Below are 22,037 nucleotides of genomic sequence, written 5' to 3'. Positions count from 1 at the left end.
ACAATGGGTTATCGGATTGCGGTCGTAGGGGCCACGGGCAATGTCGGCCGCGAAATGCTCAACATTCTGGCTGAGCGGTCGTTTCCGATCGACGAAGTGGCAGCGCTCGCCTCATCGCGGTCGCAAGGCACCGAAATCGAATTCGGCGAGACCGGGCAGATGCTCAAGGTCCAGAATGTCGAACACTTCGATTTCACCGGCTGGGACATGGCGTTGTTTGCGGCAGGCTCTGGCCCGACCAAGCTGCACGCCCCGCGCGCAGCCGCGGCCGGCTGTGTGGTGATCGACAATTCGTCGCTGTACCGGATGGATCCCGATGTGCCGTTGATCGTGCCCGAAGTGAATCCCGATGCGATTGACGGGTACAAGGCGCGCAACATCATCGCCAATCCCAACTGTTCGACCGCGCAACTGGTGGTTGCGTTGAAACCGCTGCACGACCGCGCGCGGATCAAGCGCGTGGTGGTCGCGACCTATCAGTCGGTGTCGGGCGCCGGCAAGGAAGGCATGGACGAGCTGTTCGAACAGAGCCGCGGCATTTTCGTGGGCGATCAGGTCGATCCCAAGAAGTTCACCAAGCAGATCGCGTTCAACGTGATCCCGCATATCGATGTCTTCCTCGACGATGGATCGACCAAGGAAGAATGGAAAATGGTGGTCGAAACCAAGAAGATCCTCGATCCGAAGATCAAGGTTGTCGCCACCTGCGTGCGCGTGCCGGTGTTTGTCGGCCATTCCGAAGCGGTGAACATCGAATTTTTCGAGGAAATCGGCGCCGACGAAGCGCAGGATATCCTGCGCGAAGCGCCCGGGGTGATGCTGATCGACAAGCGTGAGGACGGCGGATACGTGACGCCGGTTGAATGTGTGGGCGATTACGCCACCTTTGTCAGCCGCGTGCGCGAGGATTCGACCGTCGAAAACGGCCTGTCGCTGTGGTGTGTATCGGACAATTTGCGCAAGGGCGCTGCGCTGAACGCCGTGCAGATTGCCGAACTGCTGGGCCGGAGACATCTGAAAAAGGGATAAGGGTATTGCATCGAGAAACGCGCCGGGGGTGCGGCGCGGTGGGTGGTACTTAATCCAAAGCGCCCTTGATCCCCCCACGCACAAGGCGCAAATAGCGGGGCATGACTGCCCCCGCTGCCATGCCTTCGCCCGTTCCCGACGCCCCGTTTCCGCCTGCCGGTATCGACAGCCCGCCGGGCGCGATTGCCGATGAGGTTCTGCGCCGCCAGCAGGTGCGTCTGCAGTCGATGATCGTGCTGTTGCTCATGGCGGGGCTGGTGCTGGCACTGCCATTCATTCTGACGCTGGGGGCCGTGGTGGTACAACCGCCGGTGACCGCGCTGGTGCTGTCGATCGTGCTGTCGCCGCTGGCCGACCGGCTGACCCGGATCGGCATCCCAAATACGCTGGCCTCGTTCATGGCGATCCTGGTGATGATCGGGATCATCATCGTTGCCCTTGCGGTGATCCTGCAACCGGCGTTCGATATGGTCGATCAGGTTCCGGCGATGGCGCGCGAAATCGCCCGCCGCTTTGCCCAATTGCGCGAAAACTTTGCATGGATTGGTGAGTTCAACCGTCAGATCAATCGGCTGAGCGGTCCGCTGGCGGGGCAACAGACACGGGTCGTGGCGCTGGCCGAACCATCGGTGATCGAACAGCTGGCGCTGGCAACCCCGAGCGTGCTGCTGGAAACGCTGCTGACGATCCTGATGACGTTTTTCATGATCGAATCGCGCATCCGCATGCGGCGGCGTCTGCTGGTCGAACGTGCCAATTTTACCTCGTCGGTGCGGATTGCCCGGGTCATGCGCGATGTGCAGGACCGGGTGGCAAGCTACATCCTGACGGTGGCGCAGATCAACGCCGGGATTGGCCTGATCGTCTATGCCGGGGCGCGCTATTACGGGTTTACCGCGCCGGTGATGTGGGGTGGCCTGGCCTTCGTGCTGAATTTTCTGCCCTACATGGGGCCGTTGACGATGGTCGGCCTGCTTGCGCTGGTGGGCCTTGGCACGGCCAGCACGGTGCCGGTCGGCCTGATCCCGGCGCTGTCGTTTCTGGCGCTCCATGCGGTCGAGGCCAATCTGGTGACGCCGACCATTCTTGGCGCAAGGTTCACGCTCAATCCGGTGTCGATCCTGATCTCGTTCAGCTTTTTCACCTGGGTCTGGGGTGTGCTGGGCGCCTTGCTATCGGTGCCGATCCTGCTGACCCTGTCGGCACTCGTGGACCATCTGGGGCGGCCCAATCTGGTCGGATTTCTGTTTGGCGAATCGCTGTTTGAGCCCGGGCGTCTGCGCGAAGTGGCAGACGACGACGCGCAACCCTGATAAAAAAAGATGCGCGGCGCTCCCACCCGGAGCGCCGCGCATCGTTGCGTTGCAAAGGTTGCGTGATCAGGCGACCAGCGCGTTTGCGGCCGACATCGCGTAAAGCATGCCGATCGACAGCAGCAGGTTGGTGCGGCTGGCGAACAGCGCGCGTGGTGCGGCTGCGGCCTTTTCTTCGGCGGTGGCTTCGATGATGCCCAGGATCTTCTTCTGCGCGGGCCAGATGATGAACCACACGTTGAAGGCCATGATGAGTGCCAGCCACATGCCGACGCCGATCAGGCGGACCTTGCCCGGGGTCTGCAACGCCAGCGCCAGCACCAGAAAGCCGCCATTCCAGGCGACGATCAGCCCGGTGATCACCGTCAGGAGTGCGGCATACCGGAAATACCAGAACACTTTGGGCGCGATGTGGCCGGTGATTGCGCCTTTCTGTTCGGCCGGAATCTTCGGCATTGTCGGCACTTGCACGAAGTTGAGATAGTAGAGCAGCCCGATCCACAGGATGCCGAAGAACACGTGCAGCCACACAAAGGTCATCTTGATGCAGGCAGCTGTGCCGCCGAAGGATTCGGCATCGAGGCCGAGCATGATTGCCAATGCGAGCACAACGCCCACAGCCACCACGAGATTGAGGTTTCCAAAGAACTTCGCCATTTTTCCCCCTTCGACGCGGCCTGAAGGGCGCGCCTTGTGCGACCAATTCGCAGACAGGTTCGTCGCAGAACCCGCTTCGTCGTATTTTTGCGTCGTTTGGCGGCACTCTGCAACCGGAATCTTGTGTTTTTGCCTTGCGCGAGCACTGTCATCGGGTGCGTCAACTGCCCAAAGGACTGTCGTATCAGCGCCGAAAACAAGTCTTATGATTTTGTTTCATCTGGAAAATCTGGTCTCGAATACCCATATGCGCTGCGCCGGATCGCACCCTTGGCCAATTGGCGCCCGGGCGATGCTTCCGGATCACGTGACCCCCCCACGGAGCAGACCATGACCATCATACTTTCCCCGCTTCCTTATGCCGAAGACGCGCTGGCGCCGGTGATTTCGGCAATCACCTTGCAAACCCATCACGGCAAGCATCACAAGACCTATGTCGATCGCACCAACACCGCGGTCGAGGGCACCGATCTTGCCGGCAAAAGCCTTGAACAGGTGATCGCCGCCGCCCAGGCCGCGGGCAACAAGGGGCTGTTCAACAACAGTGCGCAGACCTGGAACCACGGGTTTTACTGGCACAGCCTCAGCCCGGAAACGCAGGCACCCGAAGGCGATCTGGCCGCGGCCATCGATGCTGCCTTTGGCTCGCTCGACGCGCTGAAGGCCGAACTGGTGTCCCAGGGTACCGCCCATTTCGCCAGCGGCTGGGTCTGGCTGGTGGCCCGCGATGGCAAGCTGCTGGTCGAACAGACGCATGATGCGGCCAGCTATGCCGACCTGTCAGGTATTCCCTTGCTGGTCATCGACTTGTGGGAACACGCCTATTACCTTGACCACAAGAATGTGCGCCCGGACTACCTGAAGCAGATTGTCGCCGGGCACCTCAACTGGGCCTTTGCCGCCGAGAATTGGGCTCGTGACAGTGTCTGGGCCTATCCAGCGACGTAACGCGCCCTTGTACTATCGCGGTTCGTCCGGATCGGGCGAACCGCGATCCACGGCGGCGGCAACCGCTACGTCAAACGTGACGTTGCCCAAAGTACGCATCAGGTCGGGCACCACTTCGACCGCGACCAGCAGCGCCAGTGGCGCGACCGGCACACCCATCGCCAGCGCAATCGGACCGACCGAAGCGATATAGCTGATCGTGCCCGGCAGGCTGACCGAACTGAGCGATACCAGGATCGCCATGACAAAACCCGAGGCGCAGGTGCCCGCCGTCAGGGGCACCCCGTACCAGTGCGCGACATAGACGACGACGCCCAGATTCATGGCCGGGCTGGTCGCGCGAAACAGCGCGACTGCCAGCGGCATCACGAATTCGGCGGTCAAGGCGCGCACCCCCAGCCGTTCGCACGCGCCCAGCATGGCGGGCAGCGAGGCAAGCGAAGACTGGGTCGATAGCGCAAACACCTGCACCGGCAGCATGGCGCGCGCAAAACGCCCCAACGGCTGACGCGCAACCAGTGCGGCAAACGGATAGGCTGCCAGCCAGACGACGGTGCCCGATGCGGTGACGATCACGATGTAGTGTGCCAATGCCCCGACCGCCGCGGGCCCGCTTTTGGCCGCAACCGTCAGGCTGAGCGCCAGCACGCCGATCGGCGCCAGCGCCAGCACCCAGCCGATCACCACCAGCATCGCCCCTGCCAGCGCGGCAAACAGCGTGGACAGCGTGTCGCGCTGCGCCGGCACCAGCCGGGTTGCAGCCAGCGCAAACACGCTCATGAACAGGATCAGCGGCAGCATATGATCGTTGGCGGCCGCATCGATCACATTGACCGGCACAATCGAGCGCAGGTAATCTGCCACACCGGGCAACGTGGCGGGGACGCTGCCGCCCAGGCTGGCGCGCAAGGCCACGCCTGCGCTGGCGGGCACCGGTACCAAAGCCAGCAAAAGCGTTGGCACGCTGAGCGCAACCAATGCGGCAAAGCACAGCACGGCGATGAACAGACCCAGACTGCGCCGCGCCATGTCGCCGGCGCTGGCGGTGCGCACGGTCTGGAACACGCCGGTAAAGATCAGCGCCGCAACGAGCGGCACAATGGTTGCCTGCAACGCGCGCAACCACAGTTCACCCACCGGGCCAGCCACGGCCAGCACCGCAGGCATTGTCGCAGGCGCGGCAAACGCAAGTGACAGTCCGCCGCCAAGCCCCAGTGTGAGTGCGGCGAAAGTCCACCCGGCGGGAATTTGGGCAATGGGTGGCAGCACCAGTCCGCTCGATGTTGCGGATTCGCGATCTGGCGCGTTGCCATGTTTGTGTGGTTGGTTCATGCGCCGGTTAACTTAATCGTGTAAGGCGCGCTGGCAATGCCCAGTTCACCGGGCACCAGGCAGGATTTCAAAAGGGTTTGAGCATGGGGCGCAAGTTCTTCGGCACCGACGGGATTCGGGGCCGTACCAATGCAGGCGTGATGACCGCCGCGACGGCCATGAAAGTGGGCCAGGCCGCCGGTACCTATTTTCAGCGCGGCGAACACCGCCATCGCGTGGTGATCGGCAAGGACACGCGCCTGTCGGGCTATATGCTCGAAAACGCGATGGTGGCGGGCTTTACCAGTGTGGGCATGGATGTCGTGCTGCTGGGGCCGATGCCGACCCCGGCGGTTGCGCTGCTGACTCGCGAAATGCGCGCCGATGTCGGCGTGATGATTTCGGCCAGCCACAATCCGTTCGAAGACAACGGGATCAAGCTGTTCGGTCCTGACGGGTTCAAGCTGTCGGACGAAGACGAATTGGCAATCGAAGCCCTGCTCGAAGAAGACCTGCCGCTGGCCGATGCCGAAGAAGTTGGCCGCGCCCGCCGCATCGAGGACGCACGGGGCCGCTATATCCACGCGATCAAGGGCAGCCTGCCGCACAATGTACGGCTTGATGGCCTGCGCATCGTGCTCGATTGCGCCAATGGCGCGGCCTATACCGTTGCGCCTTCGGCCCTGTGGGAGCTTGGCGCCGAAGTCATCGCCATCGGCGTTGAACCCAATGGCAAGAACATCAATCTGGGCGTCGGTTCGACTCATCTTGAGGCGATCAAGGACAAAGTGCGCGAAGTGCGCGCCGACATCGGCATCGCACTCGATGGCGATGCCGATCGTCTGATCGTGGTCGATGAAAAGGGCCATACGGTCGATGGCGACCAGATCATGGCGTTGATCGGCAGCCGGCTGGCCGAACAGGGGCAGTTGCGCGGCGGCGGCGTAGTGGCGACAGTGATGTCGAACCTCGGGCTTGAACGGTTTCTCAACGCGCGCGGGATCGATCTGGTGCGCACCGCGGTGGGCGATCGCCACGTGCTCGAACGCATGCGCGAAGGCGGTTACAATGTCGGCGGCGAACAGTCCGGGCACATGATCCTGACCGATCACAGCACCACCGGCGACGGCACGATCGCGGCGCTGCAAGTGCTGTCGGCGCTGGTCGCCAGCGGTAAACCGGCCAGCGAGACGCTGCACTTGTTCGATCCCGTGCCACAACTGTTGCGCAATGTGCGCTTTGCCGGCGGCGCGCCGCTGAACAATGACACAGTCAAGGCGGTGATTGCCGAGGCCGAGGCCGAGCTGGCCGGCAAGGGCCGTCTGGTCATCCGCCCATCGGGCACCGAACCGGTGATCCGGGTCATGGCCGAAGGCGATGACGCAAGGCAGGTTTCTGCGGTGGTCGACCGGATCTGCGCGGCGGTGCGCAAAGCGGCCTGAGGAAACGGGGGGAGAACATCGTGCTCGAAATGCGACCCGATTGCGAAAAGTGCGGCACCGATCTTCCGGCCGAGGCCCCCGGTGCCTTCATCTGTTCGTTCGAGTGCACGTTTTGCGCGGATTGTGCCGAGGCGTTGGATGATCGCTGCCCCAATTGTGGCGGCGAACTGATGGACCGGCCAACCCGCGCCAAGGCGCTGCATGCCAAGCATCCGCCATCGACCAAGCGGCATCATCGCGACTGAGCGCACCCCACCCCAACCCCTCCTCCGAGGGAAGGGGAAAAAGGCACAAGCCTTGCGCCGTGGTGTCAGTCGCCGGTTTCCAGCGCGTAGAAATCGACAATCTCCTGCCACGCCTCTTCGGCGGTTTCGACGCGCCGGAACAGGTCGAGATCGGCAAACCCGATCAGGCCTTCTTCGGCGATGGCATTGAAATTGATCACCCGGTCCCAATAATCGCCGCCAAACAGCAGCACTGGGATCGGCTGCATCTTGCCCGTCTGAATCAGCGTCAGCAGTTCGAAAAATTCGTCGAACGTGCCAAAGCCGCCCGGAAACACCGCGACCGCGCGGGCGCGCAGCAGGAAATGCATCTTGCGCAGCGCGAAATAGTGGAACTGGAACGACAAGTGCGGCGTGACGAACGGATTGGGTTCCTGTTCGTGGCGCAAAGTGATGTTCAGGCCGATGGTTTCGCCCCCACCTTCGCTAGCGCCGCGATTGGCCGCTTCCATGATCGAGGGGCCGCCGCCCGAACAGACGACGAAGTGCCGTTTGCCCTTTTCGATGACATTTGCGTTCGCCGCCAGCCGGGCCAGCCGACGCGCTTCATCATAATGGCGCGCCTTGGCCGCCAGACGTTCGGCAATCGCGCGCGCTTGGGGGGTTGTCGCCTGGTCGAGCATATCCTGCGCGTGTTCGGGCGCAGGTATCCGTGCCGAGCCATAGACCACCAGAGTTGAGGCTATGCCCGCTTCATCGAGCAGCATTTCAGGCTTGAGCAATTCGAGCTGAAACCGCACCGGGCGCAATTCCTGCCGCAACAGGAAATCGGTGTCGCGAAACGCCAGGCGATACGCAGGGTCCTGCTGTTGCGGCGATACCCGGGGATGGCTTTCGACAAAGCCTGCTTCCTGTTCGGCCTGATAGAACCGCTGGTGCGCCAGCGATGACGGCGGATGGTCATGGTCACTCATGTCCACCTTGTTGCCGCCTGCCGCGACTTAGCGCAACTGCCGCTTTTCCAGTTTGCGGGCGAGTGTGCGGCGGTGCATGCCCAGGCGCCGCGCGGTTTCGGAGATATTGAAATCGCATTCGACCAGCGTGGCATGGATATATTCCCATTCCACCGTCTTGATCGAGCTTTTGCGCCCTTCCAGCGGGACGGTGGGATCGCCCTGGTCGCGGCCGAACGCTTCTTCGATATCGTCGGTGTTGGCGGGCTTGGCGAGGTAATGGCTGGCGCCCAGTTTGATCGCCTCGACCGCCGTGGCAATGCTCGCAAACCCGGTCAGCACGACAATGCGCATGCCGGGATCGGCCGCATGCAGCATCTGCACGCAGGTCAGGCCCGATGCGTTGCCCAGTTTCAGATCGACCACGGCATAGTCAAAATCCTGCTCTGCCATGATTGCGGCAAGGTCTTCCGGGCTGGCCACATGGCACACGCGATAGCCGCGCCTTTCAAAGCTGCGACGCAAAGTGCGCGCAAATGCAGGATCATCCTCGACGATCACCAGGCTGGGGCTGGTATCTATCATGCCGCAATGGCCTTGACCGGGATGGCCAGTTGCACTTCGGCGCCGCCGCCCTGGTGATTGCGCACCACGACTTCGCCGCCCAGCTTGCGCACCACATTGAACACCAGAAACAGGCCGAGCCCGCCGCCCGGACGGCCCTTGGTCGAGGCATAGGGACGCCCGACGCGTGCAACCATGTCGTTCGAAAAGCCGGGGCCGCGATCGCGGAATGTCAGAATCAGCATGTCGGCCTCGATCGCGGCAATCACATCGACATGATCGGGCGAAACTTCCAGCGCATTGTCGATGACATTGCCGATCACCTGGCGCAGCGCGGGATCGGACACGATTGGCACGTCGTGCGCGATGCGGTTGACCAGATGCACGGCCCCGCCGCTGCGCGCATGCCATTCGCCGGCAAAATCGCGCACGAACGTGTCGGCGGTGGTCACGACCGGGTTTTCCCCGCGCGCCTCGCCCGCCGACATCAGGATCCCGCTGACAATCGATTTGCACCGCGCCAGTTCGGTCTCCATGTCGTGCAATTCCTCGATCAGTTCGGGCGCGGTGACAAAGGCGGGATGGGCAAACCAGTCGCGCACCAGCACCGACATCGTCGCCATCGGGGTGCCCAGTTCATGCGCCGCGCCAGAAGCCAGCAGGCCGATGCGCACGATGTGGTCCTCTTCGGCGGCGCGCTGACGCAACTGGGCCAATGCGGCATCGCTCTGCCGCCGGTTGCGATCGATGCGAATGACGAAAAACACCAGCAGCGCCGCGATCAGGAAGAAACAGATGTCGCTTCCCGCAAGGTACAGCCGCAGCGGATCGGCCTGCAGCGCAGCGGGCAGGGCCAGTGGCACACGAAAGAATGCCAGCAGCACCACCGACAGCACCGATATGGCCGCGATCACCCAGCTCCAGTTCGGCGGCAGCAGGATCGCGCCGATCACGATCTGCAACAGGAACAGGAACGTGAACGGGTTGGTCGTCCCCCCGGTCAGATACAATTGCCAGGTCAGCGCCATCACATCGAGCATCAGCGCGCCGATCAGTTCGACATAGCTGTAGCCCGTACGTTCCGGCCCCATCGCATGGGTTGCCAAATTGACCAGCGCCAGGAGCGCCGGGATAGCCACCAGTTGCGCCAGCGGCAGGACAATGCCCAGTTCGCTGCTGGCAAACCAGATCGTCACCAACTGGCCGACCACGGCCATCCAGCGCAACTGCAGCAGCAGCGCCATGTTGCGGGCGCTGGCCGCGGGATAGACCACGGGCGTGGTCGGGGTGGCGGACGGGAAATCCATTATCGGCGGCGCTTTACCACAATCGCCCCGGCGATGGCCATTGCGCCCATGGTGAACCAGGTCAGCGCATAACCGAGGTGGTTGTTGGCAAAGGCGATCACGGTCAGCCCCGGTATCGGCGCCCCTCCGCCGGGTGCCGGATTTTCACCCCAACTGTCGATGAACAGGCGCGGATCGACCGAAACGCCGCGCCGTGCGGCGATCGCGGCAATGTCGCGCGCATACCAGATGTCCTGCGCCGGGCGGTTGGCGCGCAGCAGCGTGCCGCGGGGTTCGGTTACGCGCAACAACCCTTCGATCCGCGTGTGGCCGGTCGGCACGGCGGCGCGCGCGGGGGCAAGGCGGCTGCCTTCAGGCAGAAAGCCGCGATTGATCATCACTGTGCGGCCATCATCGCCCGCCAGCGGCACCAGTTCCCAATAGCCGGTGCCCATCACCGAAGTGCCCGTCACCAGCGTGGTCCCGCCCGGCACGAACCGTCCGGAAATGGCCACGCGGTGATAGACCAGCGCGGACAGATCGCCCGGCGGCAACGCGGCGGGATCTACCGGCGCGCTGTGGATCGCCGCCTGTGTGCTGGCGATCAGCCGGGTTTTCCAGCCCAGCCGTTGTATTTGCCAAATGCCCAGCCCGGCAAACAGCGTGGCCAGCACCAGCAGGGCCAGCGCCGGTATCCATGCCCGCCTGCGCGCGGGCGCATCGATCATGGCAATTCGTTCATCGCATGCGGCATCGGCATCATGTTCTGGTTGAGGTGGGCCATGACCCATAGCGAACCCGACAGCACGATCCCCACCAGGATCACCGTAAAGATCAGCGCCAGAAAGTTCCATCCGCCTTCCGAGCGGGTGTTCATGTGCAGGAAAAAGATCATCTGCACGACGACCTGCACCACCGCAAACGTGGCGACGATCATCGCGGTCAGCGCCTTGTCGCCCAGCACGCCCGACATCACCAGCCAGAACGGTATCGCGGTCAACACTACCGACAGCACAAAGCCGGTCGCATAATCCTTCAGCGCGACATGGGGCACGGCGTCGTGCCCATGCGTGTCCGAATGCAAGGCGCTCATCGCAAGGTTCCCATCAGATAGACAAAGGTGAACACGCCGACCCACACGACATCGAGAAAGTGCCAGAACATCGACAGGCAGAACAGGCGCCGGCGCATCGCGTCGGTCAGGCCGTGCTTGGCCAGTTGCACCAGCAACGTGCCCAGCCAGATCAGCCCGAAGGTGACATGCAATCCGTGCGTGCCAACCAGCGTGAAGAACGCCGACAGAAACGCGCTGCGCTGCGGGGTCGCGCCATCGGCGATCAGGTTCGAAAATTCATGGAGTTCGATGGCCAGAAACGCGGCGCCAAACAACGCGGTCACCACCAGCCAGCCCTGTACTCCGGCGGTGCGGCCGCGCTGCATGGCGATCATCGCAAAGCCATAGGTGATCGAGGAAAACAGCAGCATCGCGGTGTTGAGCGCGACCAACGGCAGTTCGAACAGGTCCTTGGGCCCAGGCCCTGCCGCATAGTTGCCACCCAGCACGCCATAGGCGGCAAACAACATGGCAAAGATCAGGCAATCGCTCATCAGGTAGAGCCAGAATCCGAACAGCGTGCTGGCGCCTTCGGGGTGGTCGTGCTCGTCCAGATCGTAATACTGCGCGGTCAGAGCGCCGGGTTGCAGCGAGGAAAATGCAGACAGGCGCATCGGTCAGGCTCCTTCGGCCAGAGCGCGCTGGCGCGCGCAGGCCGCTTCGGTGCGGGCGACGACATCGGCGGGGATGTGGGTCGACCGGTCGGTGTTGAAGGTGTGGGCGATCGCGGTCAGCAGCAGCGCGGCAAAGCCCGCGCCGGCCAGCCACCAGATGTGCCAGACCATGGCAAAGCCGAACACCGTGGCAATGCCCGACAGTATGACGCCGGCGCCGGTGTTTTTGGGCATGGCGATCGCCCGGAAACCTTCGCGCGGGGCGGCCACGCCGACACGTTTCATGTCGTCCCACGCATCGATGGAGTGGATCACCGGGGTAAAGGCAAAGTTGTAGTCGGGCGGTGGCGAGCTGGTCGCCCATTCCAGCGTGCGGCCACCCCACGGATCGCCGGTTTCATCGCGCAACGTGTCGCGACGGCTGATCGATACGGCAAACTGCACCAGCATGGCCCCGATGCCGCAGGCGATCAGCCCGGCGCCCAGCGCGGCAACGATGAACCAGGGTTGCAGGCTGGCATCGTCGAACACCCGCATGCGGCGTGTCACGCCCATCAGGCCCATGACGTAGAGCGGCGCAAACGCCAGCCAGAATCCCGGCACCCAGCACCAGAAGCTGACTTTGCCCCAGAACGCATCCAGCTTGAAGCCGAACGCCTTGGGCCACCAGTAGTTGATTGCGGCGAATGTGCCGAACACCACCCCGCCGATGATCACGTTGTGAAAATGCGCGATCAGGAACAGCGAATTGTGCAGCACGAAGTCGGCAGGCGGCACCGCCAGCATGACCCCGGTCATCCCGCCAATCACAAAGGTCAGCATGAAGGCCACGGTCCACATCATCGGCAGCTCATACCGGATGCGTCCGCGGTACATCGTGAACAGCCAGTTGAACATCTTCGCGCCCGTCGGGATCGAGATGACCATCGTGGTAATGCCGAAGAAGCTGTTGACGCTGGCGCCCGAGCCCATCGTGAAAAAATGGTGCAGCCAGACGATATAGGACAGGATGGTGATCGCTACTGTGGCATAGACCATCGAGGTATAGCCAAACAGCCGCTTGCCGCTGAACGTGGCGGTCACTTCGGAAAACACGCCAAAGATCGGCAGGACCAGAATATAGACTTCGGGGTGGCCCCAGATCCAGATGAGGTTGACATACATCATCGGGCTGCCGCCGAAGTCGTTGCTGAAGAAATCGGTTCCGACATACCGATCGAGGCTGAGCATTGCGAGCACGGCGGTCAGCACCGGGAACGAGGCCACGATCAGCACGTTGGTGCACAGCGCGGTCCACACGAACACCGGCATGCGCATCAACGTCATGCCCGGTGCGCGCAGCTTCACGATCGTGGCGATCAGGTTGATCCCCGACAGCGTGGTACCCACACCTGCGATCTGCAGCGCCCAGATGTAATAATCGACCCCGACACCGGGGCTATAGGCCAGCCCCGACAGCGGCGGATAGGCCAGCCAGCCGGTCTGGGCGAATTCGCCGACAAACAGCGATGCCATTACCAGCACCGCGCCCGAAGCCGTCATCCAGAAGCTGAAATTGTTGAGGAACGGAAACGACACGTCGCGCGCGCCGATCTGCAACGGCACGACAAAGTTCATCAGGCCGGTCACAAATGGCATCGCCACGAAAAAGATCATGATCACGCCATGCGCGGTGAACACCTGATCATAGTGGTGCGCCGGCAGAAATCCGTCATTGCCGTTGAACGCCACGGCCTGCTGAACGCGCATCAGCAGCGCATCGGCAAACCCGCGCAGGAACATCACCAGCCCCAGCACCATGTACATCACGCCGATCTTCTTGTGATCGACGCTGGTGAACCAGTCGGTCCACAAATAGCGCCACAGGCGATAATAGGTCAGCGCCCCCAGCAGAGCCAGTCCGCCCAGCGCCACCACCGCAAAGGTGGCCACCAGGATCGGCTCGTGCAGCGGGATCGCATCGAGTGACAGGCGGCCAAGCAGGGGCGACCAGGTCATGTCATTGGTCATCGATCGGTGTCCGGTCTATCAGGAAAAGGGGTGCGCAGCAGGGGCTGCGTTGAACGAGGTGGCGACATCGCCTGCCACTGTGGCGCGCAATGGGCGGGTATTGCCGCACCAGTCCCGCACAAAGCGGCGCAGGCGGGCATCGGCAAAGCCCGCCGTCGTCGGGGTCACCTGTTCGTGGCCCGCCCGATCATACGTCAGCGCCGCAACATTCAGCAGCCCGGTGCGGCCCATGCCGCCGCGCGCGTCAATCGCGGCCATTTCGCCCGCACACAGCTTGCCCGGTCGTACGCACATGTTGACCACCGCGTCGAACAAGTCTGGCGCGACATTGGCATAGTGCAGCACCGGCACGTGTTCACTGGGTCGATCAAGCGACAGATACGTGGCGCGGTCCAGCCCGGCGCCTGCCTGTCGCACCCCGGCGACCCATGTGTCGAACGCGCCGGGTGTCACGCTGCGCGCCGCAAAGTGCATATGGCTGAATCCGGCGCCGCTGAAATTGGCCGACAGCCCGGAAAAGCTGCCGGTGCGGTTGAACACCGCGTGCAGCTTGGTCTCCATTCCCGGCATGGCATAGATCTGACCGGCCAGCGCGGGCACATAGAATGAATTCATCACCGTTGACGACGTGATGCGAAACCGCACCTGGCGTCCTTCGGGCAGGACCAGTTCATTGACGCTGGCGATGTTCTGGTCAGGATAGATGAACAGCCATTTCCAGTCGAGCGCGACCACATCGACCTCGATGGGCAGTGCATCGGCCGCAAAGCCATGCTGGGCATCGAGCCGGGCCAGCGGACGCCAGGGGTCGAGCGCGTGCGTTGCCACCCAGGTGATCGAACCCAGCGCGAGGATGATCGCCAGCGGGGCAGTCCAGATAACCAGCTCGATTCGGGTCGAATGGTGCCATTCCGGATCATATGTGGCGGCGGTATTGGCGGCGCGATAGCGCCAGGCAAACAACACCGTCAGCGCCATCACCGGCACGATGATCGCCAGCATCAAGGCGGTCGACACCAGTACCAGATTGGCCTGCTGGCGCGCCACATCACCGGCCGGGTTGAGCACGACCCAGTCGCAGCCTGACAGCGCGGCGGCCAGCGGAACAAGGGATGCGGCCTGCGCGGTTCGCAACAGGCGACGGGGTGAAGAGGAGGGATCTGCACACATGACGCCCGGCTAGGCCCGCCGACGACGACAAGCGATTGGACATTTTGTCCAAGTGCTTGATCCAGATCAATGACCGCGCAGCCAGCGCATGCAGACGAATTTTTCGCGCGGTTACACCTGAAATGGTTGTCGAAGGAATTGCCACCGCCAGACGGTTTCGCCAAAGTGCGGCCTGTTCAGACGGCTTGTCGCACGGTACCCTGGCGGGGCGGGCACATGTCTGCGATGGTCCAGACAATGGGTGATGCTGCATGAAATTGGTGATGATTGGCTCTGGCTACGTCGGTCTGGTTTCAGGCGCCTGCTTTGCCGACTTTGGGCACACGGTGATTTGCGTGGACAAGGACCCGTCGAAGATCGCCTCGCTTCAGGCGGGGGAGATCCCGATTTACGAGCCTGGGCTGGACCATCTCGTGGCCAGCGGCGTGGCCGGTGGGCGGCTGAGCTTCACCACCGAAATCGGCGAAGCGGTGGGCGGGGCCGATGCGGTGTTCATCGCGGTGGGCACACCGTCGCGGCGCGGCGATGGTCATGCCGACATGGTCTATGTCCATGCCGCGTCACGCGAAATTGCGGCTGCGCTGACCGGTTTCACGGTCGTGGTCAACAAGTCGACCGTGCCGGTGGGCACGGGCGATGAAGTCGAACGGATCATCCGCGAGGCCAACCCGGACGCCGATTTTGCCGTGGTGTCCAACCCCGAATTCCTGCGCGAAGGCGCCGCGATCGACGATTTCAAGCGGCCCGACCGGGTGGTCATCGGTGGCCATGACGAACGCGCGCTGGCGGTGATGCGCGAAATCTATCGCCCGCTTGCGCTGGGCCGTTCGCCGATCATCGAGATGAGCCGGCGCGGGGCCGAACTGACCAAATATGCCGGCAATGCCTTTCTGGCGACCAAGATCACGTTCATCAACGAAATGGCGGACTTGTGCGAAAAGGTCGGCGCGGACGTTCAGGAAATTGCGCGCGGCATCGGGTTGGATAACCGGATCGGTTCAAAATTCCTCCACGCCGGGCCGGGCTATGGCGGGTCGTGCTTTCCCAAGGATACGCTGGCGCTGCTCAAGACAGCCGACGACTATGATTCGCCGATCCGCATTGTCGAAGCGGTGGTCGCGATCAACGACCGGCGCAAGCGCGCGATGGGGCGCAAGGTGATCGAAGCGATGGGCGGCGACGTGCGCGGCAAGACCATCGCCGTGCTGGGCCTGGCGTTCAAGCCGAACACCGACGACATGCGCGACAGCCCGGCGATTGCAATCATCCAGACGTTGCAGGACGCAGGCGCCACCGTCCATGCGTTTGACCCCAAAAGCATGGAACAGGCGCGCGGCGTGCTGAAGGATGTGATCTATTGCACCGACCCCTACACCGCCATGGATGGGGCCGATGCGCTGGTCCTTGCGACCGAATGGGACGAATTTCGCGCGCTCGACCTGGGCCGCGTGAAAACCCTGCTGACGCAGCCCGTGCTGGTCGACCTGCGCAATATCTATCCGCGCGCGGTGATCGAGGGCCATGGGCTGTCCTACACCGGTATCGGTCGCTGATCCGCCAAGGTTATCGTCGCGTCGAAATGCGCGCAGGGATGCCGACCGCCGTTGCGCCCGCTGGCACGTCGCCGGTGACTACCGCATTCGCGCCGATCACCGCCCCGTCGCCAATGGTGATGTTGCCGATGATGACTGCGCCGGCATAGATCACAACATTGTGGCCGATGACGGGATAGGATTGATCGCGCGCGCCACGTTGGCCCAATGTCACGTGCTGGTAAATCGTTGCATTATCGCCGATTTCGACATCGTCACCGACAACGATGCCGACAGGATGAGGCAGCAGCAGTCCCGGTCCAATCCGGGCGGACGGGACATGTAGCAGCCGAAGGTCCGCACATTGGATAGCCACACGAGGCGTGCGATGCCCCGGGCCGGCAGCCCGCCGTGACGGCGCAGGCGGCAGGCCAGGCGATATCGCAATGTGACAGAAAAACCTGGATTGAACAGGAACGCGCGCACCAGTCCCCATGGTCCACTGGTGGCGGCGCTGCGCATCAGATCGGAATTTATCGAACGCATGGTCGGGCTTGGCTTTTTCATGGTCGCACATGATCACGCCGCGACAAAGCGTGGTTCACGGTGCAATCAGACGTTGAAATAGTCGCGGTACCACGTGACAAAATGGCGGACACCTTCGCGAATATCGGTCGTCGGTTTGTAGCCGGTCAGTTCGAACAACTGGGTGGCATCGGCCCAGGTTGCGGGTACGTCGCCCTTTTGAATCTCCATGTAGTTGCGAATGGCCGGACGCCCGCATTCGGCTTCGATCGCATCGACAAAGTCAGCCAGTCGTACTTTGTCAGAGTTGCCGATATTGACCACGCGCCACGGTGCCGCGGGGCTGAGCGTGTCCCAGGCCGGAATCGCCGCCGGATCTTCGGGGCGCACCGGCACGGCATCAATCAGCAAGCGAATGCCTTTTACCAGATCGGCTACATAAGTGAAATCGCGAAACATTTCGCCGTTGTTGTAAATGTCGATCGGGGTGCCTTCGAGTATGCCCTTCACGAATTTGAACAGTGCCATATCGGGGCGGCCCCAGGGACCATAGACCGTGAAGAAGCGGAACATCGTCGTCGGCAGGTTCCACAAATGGGCATAACTGTGCCCCATGGCTTCGTTGGCTTTTTTGGTTGCAGCGTAAAAGGTCAACGGATGGTCGGTCTTGTGATGCTCTGAATAGGGCATCTCGGTATTGGCTCCATAGACCGACGAGGTCGATGCCATCAGCAAGTGGCCGACTGCGAATTCGCGGGCGCATTCCATGACGTTGAATGTGCCGACGAGGTTGCTTTCGAGATAGGAGCGCGGATTTTCCAGACTGTACCGCACGCCGGCTTGTGCAGCCAGATGCACCACCACGTCCGGACGTTCGTCCGCGAACAGGCTGTGCAACTGTGCAAAGTCTTCCAGCCGGGCCTCGATCGCGCGAAACCGGGGTGACTGGTGCAACATGGCGTGCCGCCGCCGTTTGAGATTGACGTCGTAATAGTCGGTGATCGCGTCATACCCGACCACATCGAAACCTTGTTCCAGCAACAGCCTGGCAAGATGAAATCCGATAAATCCAGCCGAGCCGGTAACCAGCACCTTGCGCATCGAAGGGTCTCCTGCCGTGGTTTTCTGCCCGAGTTGGCGCCCGGCTGATCTGCGCTGGCCTTACCCGGTCACCAGCAGACAGGACACCCCTTTTTCGATGTGGCGTTGCGGTCGCGTCGGCGCAATATCCGCTAAGCGCGACGCTGGACCGCAGGGTTCACCACGGCAGGTGACGCGGCCGAAGGGGGTGTCTGCCTCAGCATGTGAAGGTGAACGCTTTCACGATCAAGCAATTCGCCCTCGATCTGCGAGGCTTTCATGGCTTCGTCGGTGATTACATCGGGATGATATTTATGCGATCGTCGTCGCCAAGATGCTTCGCCACGCCAATCACGACGCCTGACTGCTGCAGGAAGCTGGACTCCAGTGCGGCTCGAGCATCGCTATTCCAGCGAAAATTGGGCCAATCTGGCTGCCGCCAGTTCCTTCGCATGCATTATGAGACCTTTGCGCGGGTGGGTGTAGACAGCAGCAATAATTGCTGATTCTATAGGCCTTCCGAAGAGGAGGCCCGGACATGGCGCATCGTTCGATTGGTCAGGAGCGGTTGGGTTTGGGCTTGCACGCGACATAGCCACGCTCGCAGCCTCCACCGTGAAAAGGCGAAGGCGTGCATTGCTACGCGACCTCGACGCGATCCTTGGCACTGCCACACACTGCGAACTGGCGCACGAACTGCTCGGGCAAATCAGGCGCGCGCGCGACCAATTGCTCACGTTCTGCGACTTCCCCGGCAAGGTCGCTGCCACCAACAACGTCAGCGAGCGCGCCCTGCGGCCCAGCGTCATCCAGCGCAAAGTCACCAACGGCTACCGCGCCAAATGGGCCGCCGACGCCGAAGCCGATTTGCGCACAACCGTCGATACCGCGCGGCTGTCCGGAGCAAACCCCTTCCAAACTATCCTTGGTGCTGTCTCGGCCTGACGTGTCAACGCAGGGGTGGGTAATTACTGTCCGACCGCTACGCGGGTCAGCAGGAACTGGGCAAAGAGCACCAAGTCTGCCTGGCCCATGTGTTGCGCGATGCTCAGTTCGCTATCGACAGTGGCGACACGGTCTTCGCCCCAAAAATCCGCGATCACCTGCGATGGGCAATTCGTGTCGGCAAGCGACGATCCGAGCTCAAGGACACGACATTGGCCTGCTATGCGGCCAAGGCCGACAACAAGCTGACCGATCTGATGCGTGTGCCGGTGGCACACCCGGCGGGCAAGGTTCTGCTCAAGCAAATCAAGGCCTGGCGCGGGAAGTTCTTCGTCTTCCTCACCAACCGTGATGTGCCGGCGACCAACAATGTCTCGGAACGCGAAATCCGGCCGTCCGTCGTGTTCCGCAAAGTCACCAACGGCTTCCGCTCAGACTGGGGCGCACAGATCCACGCTGGGTATCGATCGGTCACGGGAACTGCGCGCCTGTCGGGAAAATCCGCCCTCGGTGCCATTCGCGACCTCGTTGATGGAAACTTCGCCGTCGCTTGATCGCGCCGCGACAGGCCAACCCCGTGAGCAGTTACCCAACGGGAGCATTTTAGAAGATGAGGCAACAACGCATTCTTTGGGAGCAATTCAGACGAGGCAATGCAGTAGGTCAATCGATTGTCGCAATTTTTGTTTTGCCCCAGAACCGAAATGACGACACAGACGGTGCGCCGTCAGCGCGCGAGCCTAAATTGCGAGCGCTCGGGTGACTGCGTCTCCGAGACGCCCAACATCTATCATGAAGTCGGAGTGACCGAAATTAAGTCGACGCGAAACGTCCCGATCAGACCGGAGACTTTCCCCAAAGACATAACCCACTTCAAATTCATGTATCGCAGCAATACTTCCCAAAATAGGCATCACGTAATCCTCGTCGCACATAGTGATGTATTTTGCTCGAGAATTACTGAATACGGCGCCATACATGCCAGCACCTTCTGCGCCGACAATTATTTCGGCATTGGCGTAAGTCGCAATCTCTTCTTCGAGCGACAGTTTTTCAGCCGACAGTTCTTCAAATCCGAAGTCGTCGATTAGCATCTTGCGGACCGCGTCGTAATTTATCAAATTGCGCCACGATTTGCGCGATTGGCGGCTGACCAGAAGCCGTTTGGGGGTCTTGTATTTGCTGGTGTCAAAGTGCGCAGCGATTTCGTCATAGATCGCCATACTATATTTGGTGAAAGTCAGGTGCCACGGCCACGGAAAATAAAGCGATTCCGCTTGAACTAGGTCACCCGGCTGCATCATCACTACCCGATCGGCGCCGAACCCTAGAATCTCCAGCATTTCCAACTGCTTCTTGCGCAAATCATGGGGAAGCAAAATGGTCATGTCGAGACCCAGATCGCGAGCAATCCGAACGCGGGGAAGGCACTGGATCATGAAATGGGAATGCCACTTATGCAGTTGCGGCGTAAACATGAGCGGCATCGCCGCGCCCTCGATCTGAGTGAGCCGGTCGGCTTGGATTGCATTGCTGCGTACCCCCCGATCATCGACGCGCGCAGCTTCGTAAAGGCTACATCCCGAAGGGTCCATTCCACACCCCGTCACAATCTTGCCATCGCGGTTCGCGCAAAGAAAATTCGCGTACCCTGGCTCGTCGATCGGGATCAGAATGCCGTCGCGAATTGCGAGGGTCGAATGGAAGATTTCGTTCGAACCGGAAATCCGTTGACGCGCCTCGAGCGGCAAAGGAGCAGAGGAGCTGACCAGGAAAGGTTTTCGAACCGGTGCGGTTTCCCAAATGCCCCGGACGTTCTTGTGGCTTTCGCCACCGGGGTTGGGCCAATCGACACCCTCAATGGTGGAATTACCATAGCTGATGGAATCAAGATCGCCTTCGTTCTGGTCGATCCCGTAGCCGAAAGTGCAGGGCACCGAGACTCCTGTGCGTAGTGTTACCGCCGGAAGCTGATCGAGGCCCGCAAAAACCAGCACTGCCCTATTCTGGCGTCCACGCCCCTCGGACCTGGAGTACCCCTTGATCGCCAACTGCAGGGCCGAGTAATTTTTCTGTAACTCGGCAGCAACGCCGAACACCATTTCGGCCGTGCCCCCGATGCAGAACTGCGTCTCTGGGCCAACCGAATCGGCGAGATAGCTAAAACGTTCATCGATCCTAAACTCGGCCTTGACCGAGTCGGCGGGCGCGATCAGCAAAGCCCCGAGGTGTCGACTCCCGTTCGCGGACAAATACTGTACGACCAAGTCAGGCGAGAGCTCGAACACCTGTTCGGCATTCACTTCCAGCGCGTTGGTGGCGTTAGCCCAGACAGGCAACGCGATCTGCCCGGCAGCTTCTGCCACCCGTATGCCTTGGGTAACGTTTGCGTGGAGCATCGCTGCGATGAATATATCTTGCGGCCCATCGAATACCGCCGATTGACTGCCATCCAGGAAGATGCGCGTCTGAAATCCAAGCTGCAAGACGACCGCATTCAGCACCGCGGCAAGGTACAAATCCATTTCGGGCTGCACGGATGCCACCGCCGACAGCGCTGTCGTCAAGTAGGCATCTTGCGCGTTGCCGCCGAATACGCAGCTCGCGACGCCCGCTGCGCGCGCCAAGAACGTATGCACATCGATGGTTGGATCGATCTCCTTCACGATCGCATAGCCGCTGCGGAGAGCGATCGCCTTGCGCGGATAGTCTTCGGTACGTGTACGACGGCTGCGATAAAGAAGGGTTGCTACGTCCATACCTGGTTCCTACAGTGATCAGGCTGCAATAGCGAAGGTGGGGCACGCAGACTTGCGCGCCGTAATCCAGTGCATCGCTGCAAGCGGCAAACTGATTGTGTCTTTTTGGGGTGCAGCCTCGATCGAAGATATATGATCAAGGATATTGGCCGGATCGAAGACAAGACATGAATCCGAGACAAGGGCGCGATCCGCACGGTAGAAAGACGCGAATTCCTCATCCGCCCATGCATCATGCACAGCAAAGGCGAAGGCTGTCCCCCGTCAGCGCCTTTGGCACAGATTAGGGGTTGAGATTTGAGGAGGGTTGGGGCTTTGTCGTAGTGACGAAGGAACGCAGATGAAGCCCCAACCCTCCTCGAGAAAATTGCCCGCGAAAGCCCCTGCCGAGCAGGTGGTGAAGGACATTCGGCGCCAGACCCGCCGACATTTCTCCGCTGAAGACAAGATCCGTATCGTGCTCGATGGCCTGCGTGGCGAGGACAGCATCGCCGAGCTGTGCCGCAAGGAAGGTATTGCGCAGAGCCTGTATTACACTTGGTCGAAAGAGTTCATGGAGGC

Annotated in this window: 20 protein-coding genes and 3 pseudogenes; 9 read left to right on the top strand and 14 right to left on the bottom strand. The window is 61.6% G+C overall.

Features of this window, described 5'->3' with window-relative positions; genetic code table 11:
• Nucleotides 1-3 precede the first annotated feature (3 nt).
• Complete coding sequence (locus G404_RS0110875; protein WP_028641102.1) at nucleotides 4-1,029, top strand: aspartate-semialdehyde dehydrogenase; 1,026 nt, start codon at nucleotides 4-6, stop codon at nucleotides 1,027-1,029.
• Nucleotides 1,030-1,130: 101 nt separating this feature from the next.
• The gene (locus tag G404_RS18835; RefSeq protein ID WP_245584498.1) at nucleotides 1,131-2,342 is read left to right on the top strand and encodes an AI-2E family transporter; all 1,212 of its coding nucleotides are present in this window, start codon (nucleotides 1,131-1,133) and stop codon (nucleotides 2,340-2,342) included.
• A 66-nt stretch (nucleotides 2,343-2,408) separates the two neighbouring features.
• Here the strand turns inward: G404_RS18835 and G404_RS0110865 are convergent, their stop codons facing one another.
• Nucleotides 2,409-2,999, bottom strand: a complete 591-nt coding sequence (locus tag G404_RS0110865) for a membrane protein (protein ID WP_028641101.1) — start codon at nucleotides 2,997-2,999, stop codon at nucleotides 2,409-2,411.
• Nucleotides 3,000-3,329: 330 nt separating this feature from the next.
• Between G404_RS0110865 and G404_RS0110860 the strand changes: the two genes are divergently transcribed.
• Entirely contained in the window at nucleotides 3,330-3,947 is a 618-nt protein-coding gene (locus G404_RS0110860) for a superoxide dismutase (RefSeq protein ID WP_028641100.1), read from the top strand.
• A gap of 12 nt (nucleotides 3,948-3,959) precedes the next feature.
• Here G404_RS0110860 and G404_RS0110855 read toward each other — a convergent pair whose 3' ends face one another.
• On the bottom strand, nucleotides 3,960-5,279 hold the full coding sequence (locus G404_RS0110855; protein WP_028641099.1) for a dicarboxylate/amino acid:cation symporter: 1,320 nt from the start codon (nucleotides 5,277-5,279) through the stop codon (nucleotides 3,960-3,962).
• Nucleotides 5,280-5,362: 83 nt separating this feature from the next.
• Between G404_RS0110855 and glmM the strand changes: the two genes are divergently transcribed.
• Both glmM and G404_RS0110845 read left to right on the top strand, forming a co-directional pair.
• Entirely contained in the window at nucleotides 5,363-6,700 is a 1,338-nt protein-coding gene (glmM, locus tag G404_RS0110850; RefSeq protein ID WP_028641098.1) for a phosphoglucosamine mutase, read from the top strand.
• Between the two features lie 20 nt (nucleotides 6,701-6,720).
• Complete coding sequence (locus tag G404_RS0110845; protein ID WP_028641097.1) at nucleotides 6,721-6,945, top strand: DUF1272 domain-containing protein; 225 nt, start codon at nucleotides 6,721-6,723, stop codon at nucleotides 6,943-6,945.
• Nucleotides 6,946-7,010: 65 nt separating this feature from the next.
• Here the strand turns inward: G404_RS0110845 and G404_RS0110840 are convergent, their stop codons facing one another.
• From G404_RS0110840 to cyoA, 8 genes are read right to left on the bottom strand one after another with little or no spacing between them, the layout of a single operon-like run.
• Nucleotides 7,011-7,898 carry an LOG family protein gene (locus G404_RS0110840; RefSeq protein WP_028641096.1) on the bottom strand — a complete coding sequence of 296 codons (888 nt, stop codon included), beginning with the start codon at nucleotides 7,896-7,898 and terminating at the stop codon, nucleotides 7,011-7,013.
• Between the two features lie 27 nt (nucleotides 7,899-7,925).
• The gene (locus G404_RS0110835) at nucleotides 7,926-8,462 is read right to left on the bottom strand and encodes a response regulator transcription factor (protein ID WP_028641095.1); all 537 of its coding nucleotides are present in this window, start codon (nucleotides 8,460-8,462) and stop codon (nucleotides 7,926-7,928) included.
• On the bottom strand, nucleotides 8,459-9,748 hold the full coding sequence (locus G404_RS0110830) for an ATP-binding protein (protein ID WP_028641094.1): 1,290 nt from the start codon (nucleotides 9,746-9,748) through the stop codon (nucleotides 8,459-8,461). Before G404_RS0110830 ends, G404_RS0110835 begins: the two co-directional genes overlap by 4 nt.
• The gene (locus tag G404_RS0110825; protein ID WP_211230772.1) at nucleotides 9,748-10,455 is read right to left on the bottom strand and encodes an SURF1 family protein; all 708 of its coding nucleotides are present in this window, start codon (nucleotides 10,453-10,455) and stop codon (nucleotides 9,748-9,750) included. The genes G404_RS0110830 and G404_RS0110825 overlap by 1 nt, the downstream gene beginning before the upstream one ends.
• Nucleotides 10,452-10,820 carry a cytochrome o ubiquinol oxidase subunit IV gene (cyoD, locus tag G404_RS0110820; protein ID WP_028641092.1) on the bottom strand — a complete coding sequence of 123 codons (369 nt, stop codon included), beginning with the start codon at nucleotides 10,818-10,820 and terminating at the stop codon, nucleotides 10,452-10,454. The genes G404_RS0110825 and cyoD overlap by 4 nt, the downstream gene beginning before the upstream one ends.
• Entirely contained in the window at nucleotides 10,817-11,455 is a 639-nt protein-coding gene (gene cyoC, locus G404_RS0110815; protein ID WP_051280565.1) for a cytochrome o ubiquinol oxidase subunit III, read from the bottom strand. Before cyoC ends, cyoD begins: the two co-directional genes overlap by 4 nt.
• Nucleotides 11,456-11,458: 3 nt before the next feature.
• Nucleotides 11,459-13,465 carry a cytochrome o ubiquinol oxidase subunit I gene (gene cyoB, locus G404_RS0110810; RefSeq protein ID WP_028641090.1) on the bottom strand — a complete coding sequence of 669 codons (2,007 nt, stop codon included), beginning with the start codon at nucleotides 13,463-13,465 and terminating at the stop codon, nucleotides 11,459-11,461.
• 18 nt (nucleotides 13,466-13,483) lie between these two features.
• On the bottom strand, nucleotides 13,484-14,635 hold the full coding sequence (gene cyoA, locus G404_RS18830) for a ubiquinol oxidase subunit II (RefSeq protein ID WP_051280563.1): 1,152 nt from the start codon (nucleotides 14,633-14,635) through the stop codon (nucleotides 13,484-13,486).
• 251 nt (nucleotides 14,636-14,886) lie between these two features.
• Here cyoA and G404_RS0110800 point away from each other — a divergent pair, with 251 nt between their 5' ends.
• The gene (locus tag G404_RS0110800) at nucleotides 14,887-16,188 is read left to right on the top strand and encodes a UDP-glucose dehydrogenase family protein (RefSeq protein ID WP_028641089.1); all 1,302 of its coding nucleotides are present in this window, start codon (nucleotides 14,887-14,889) and stop codon (nucleotides 16,186-16,188) included.
• Between the two features lie 10 nt (nucleotides 16,189-16,198).
• Here the strand turns inward: G404_RS0110800 and G404_RS20945 are convergent, their stop codons facing one another.
• The 3 genes and pseudogenes from G404_RS20945 to G404_RS21055 all read right to left on the bottom strand — a co-directional run bounded on the left by G404_RS20945 (nucleotide 16,199) and on the right by G404_RS21055 (nucleotide 18,226).
• Entirely contained in the window at nucleotides 16,199-16,744 is a 546-nt protein-coding gene (locus G404_RS20945) for a serine O-acetyltransferase (RefSeq protein ID WP_156906275.1), read from the bottom strand.
• A 35-nt stretch (nucleotides 16,745-16,779) separates the two neighbouring features.
• A complete protein-coding gene (locus G404_RS0110790; RefSeq protein WP_028641088.1) occupies nucleotides 16,780-17,793 on the bottom strand; it encodes an NAD-dependent epimerase/dehydratase family protein in 1,014 nt (337 codons plus the stop codon).
• 131 nt (nucleotides 17,794-17,924) lie between these two features.
• Nucleotides 17,925-18,226, bottom strand: a pseudogene (locus G404_RS21055) (DUF4172 domain-containing protein).
• 101 nt (nucleotides 18,227-18,327) lie between these two features.
• Here G404_RS21055 and G404_RS20620 point away from each other — a divergent pair.
• Together G404_RS20620 and G404_RS18815 are read left to right on the top strand one after the other, a co-directional pair.
• Nucleotides 18,328-18,717 (top strand): annotated as a pseudogene (locus tag G404_RS20620) (IS66 family transposase); the annotation flags it as partial.
• Between the two features lie 26 nt (nucleotides 18,718-18,743).
• Nucleotides 18,744-19,271: pseudogene (locus G404_RS18815) on the top strand (IS66 family transposase); the annotation flags it as partial.
• Between the two features lie 186 nt (nucleotides 19,272-19,457).
• Here G404_RS18815 and G404_RS0110770 read toward each other — a convergent pair.
• Nucleotides 19,458-21,476, bottom strand: a complete 2,019-nt coding sequence (locus G404_RS0110770; RefSeq protein WP_028641086.1) for a glycosyltransferase family 61 protein — start codon at nucleotides 21,474-21,476, stop codon at nucleotides 19,458-19,460.
• A 340-nt stretch (nucleotides 21,477-21,816) separates the two neighbouring features.
• Between G404_RS0110770 and G404_RS0110765 the strand changes: the two genes are divergently transcribed.
• Nucleotides 21,817-22,037, top strand: a 221-nt coding sequence (locus G404_RS0110765) for a transposase (RefSeq protein WP_028641200.1), incomplete at its 3' end; no start/stop codon positions are given.

The sequence above is a fragment of the Novosphingobium acidiphilum DSM 19966 genome (assembly GCF_000429005.1).
GTDB lineage: Bacteria > Pseudomonadota > Alphaproteobacteria > Sphingomonadales > Sphingomonadaceae > Novosphingobium > Novosphingobium acidiphilum.
This window is presented reverse-complemented; position numbering and strand designations above follow the sequence as displayed.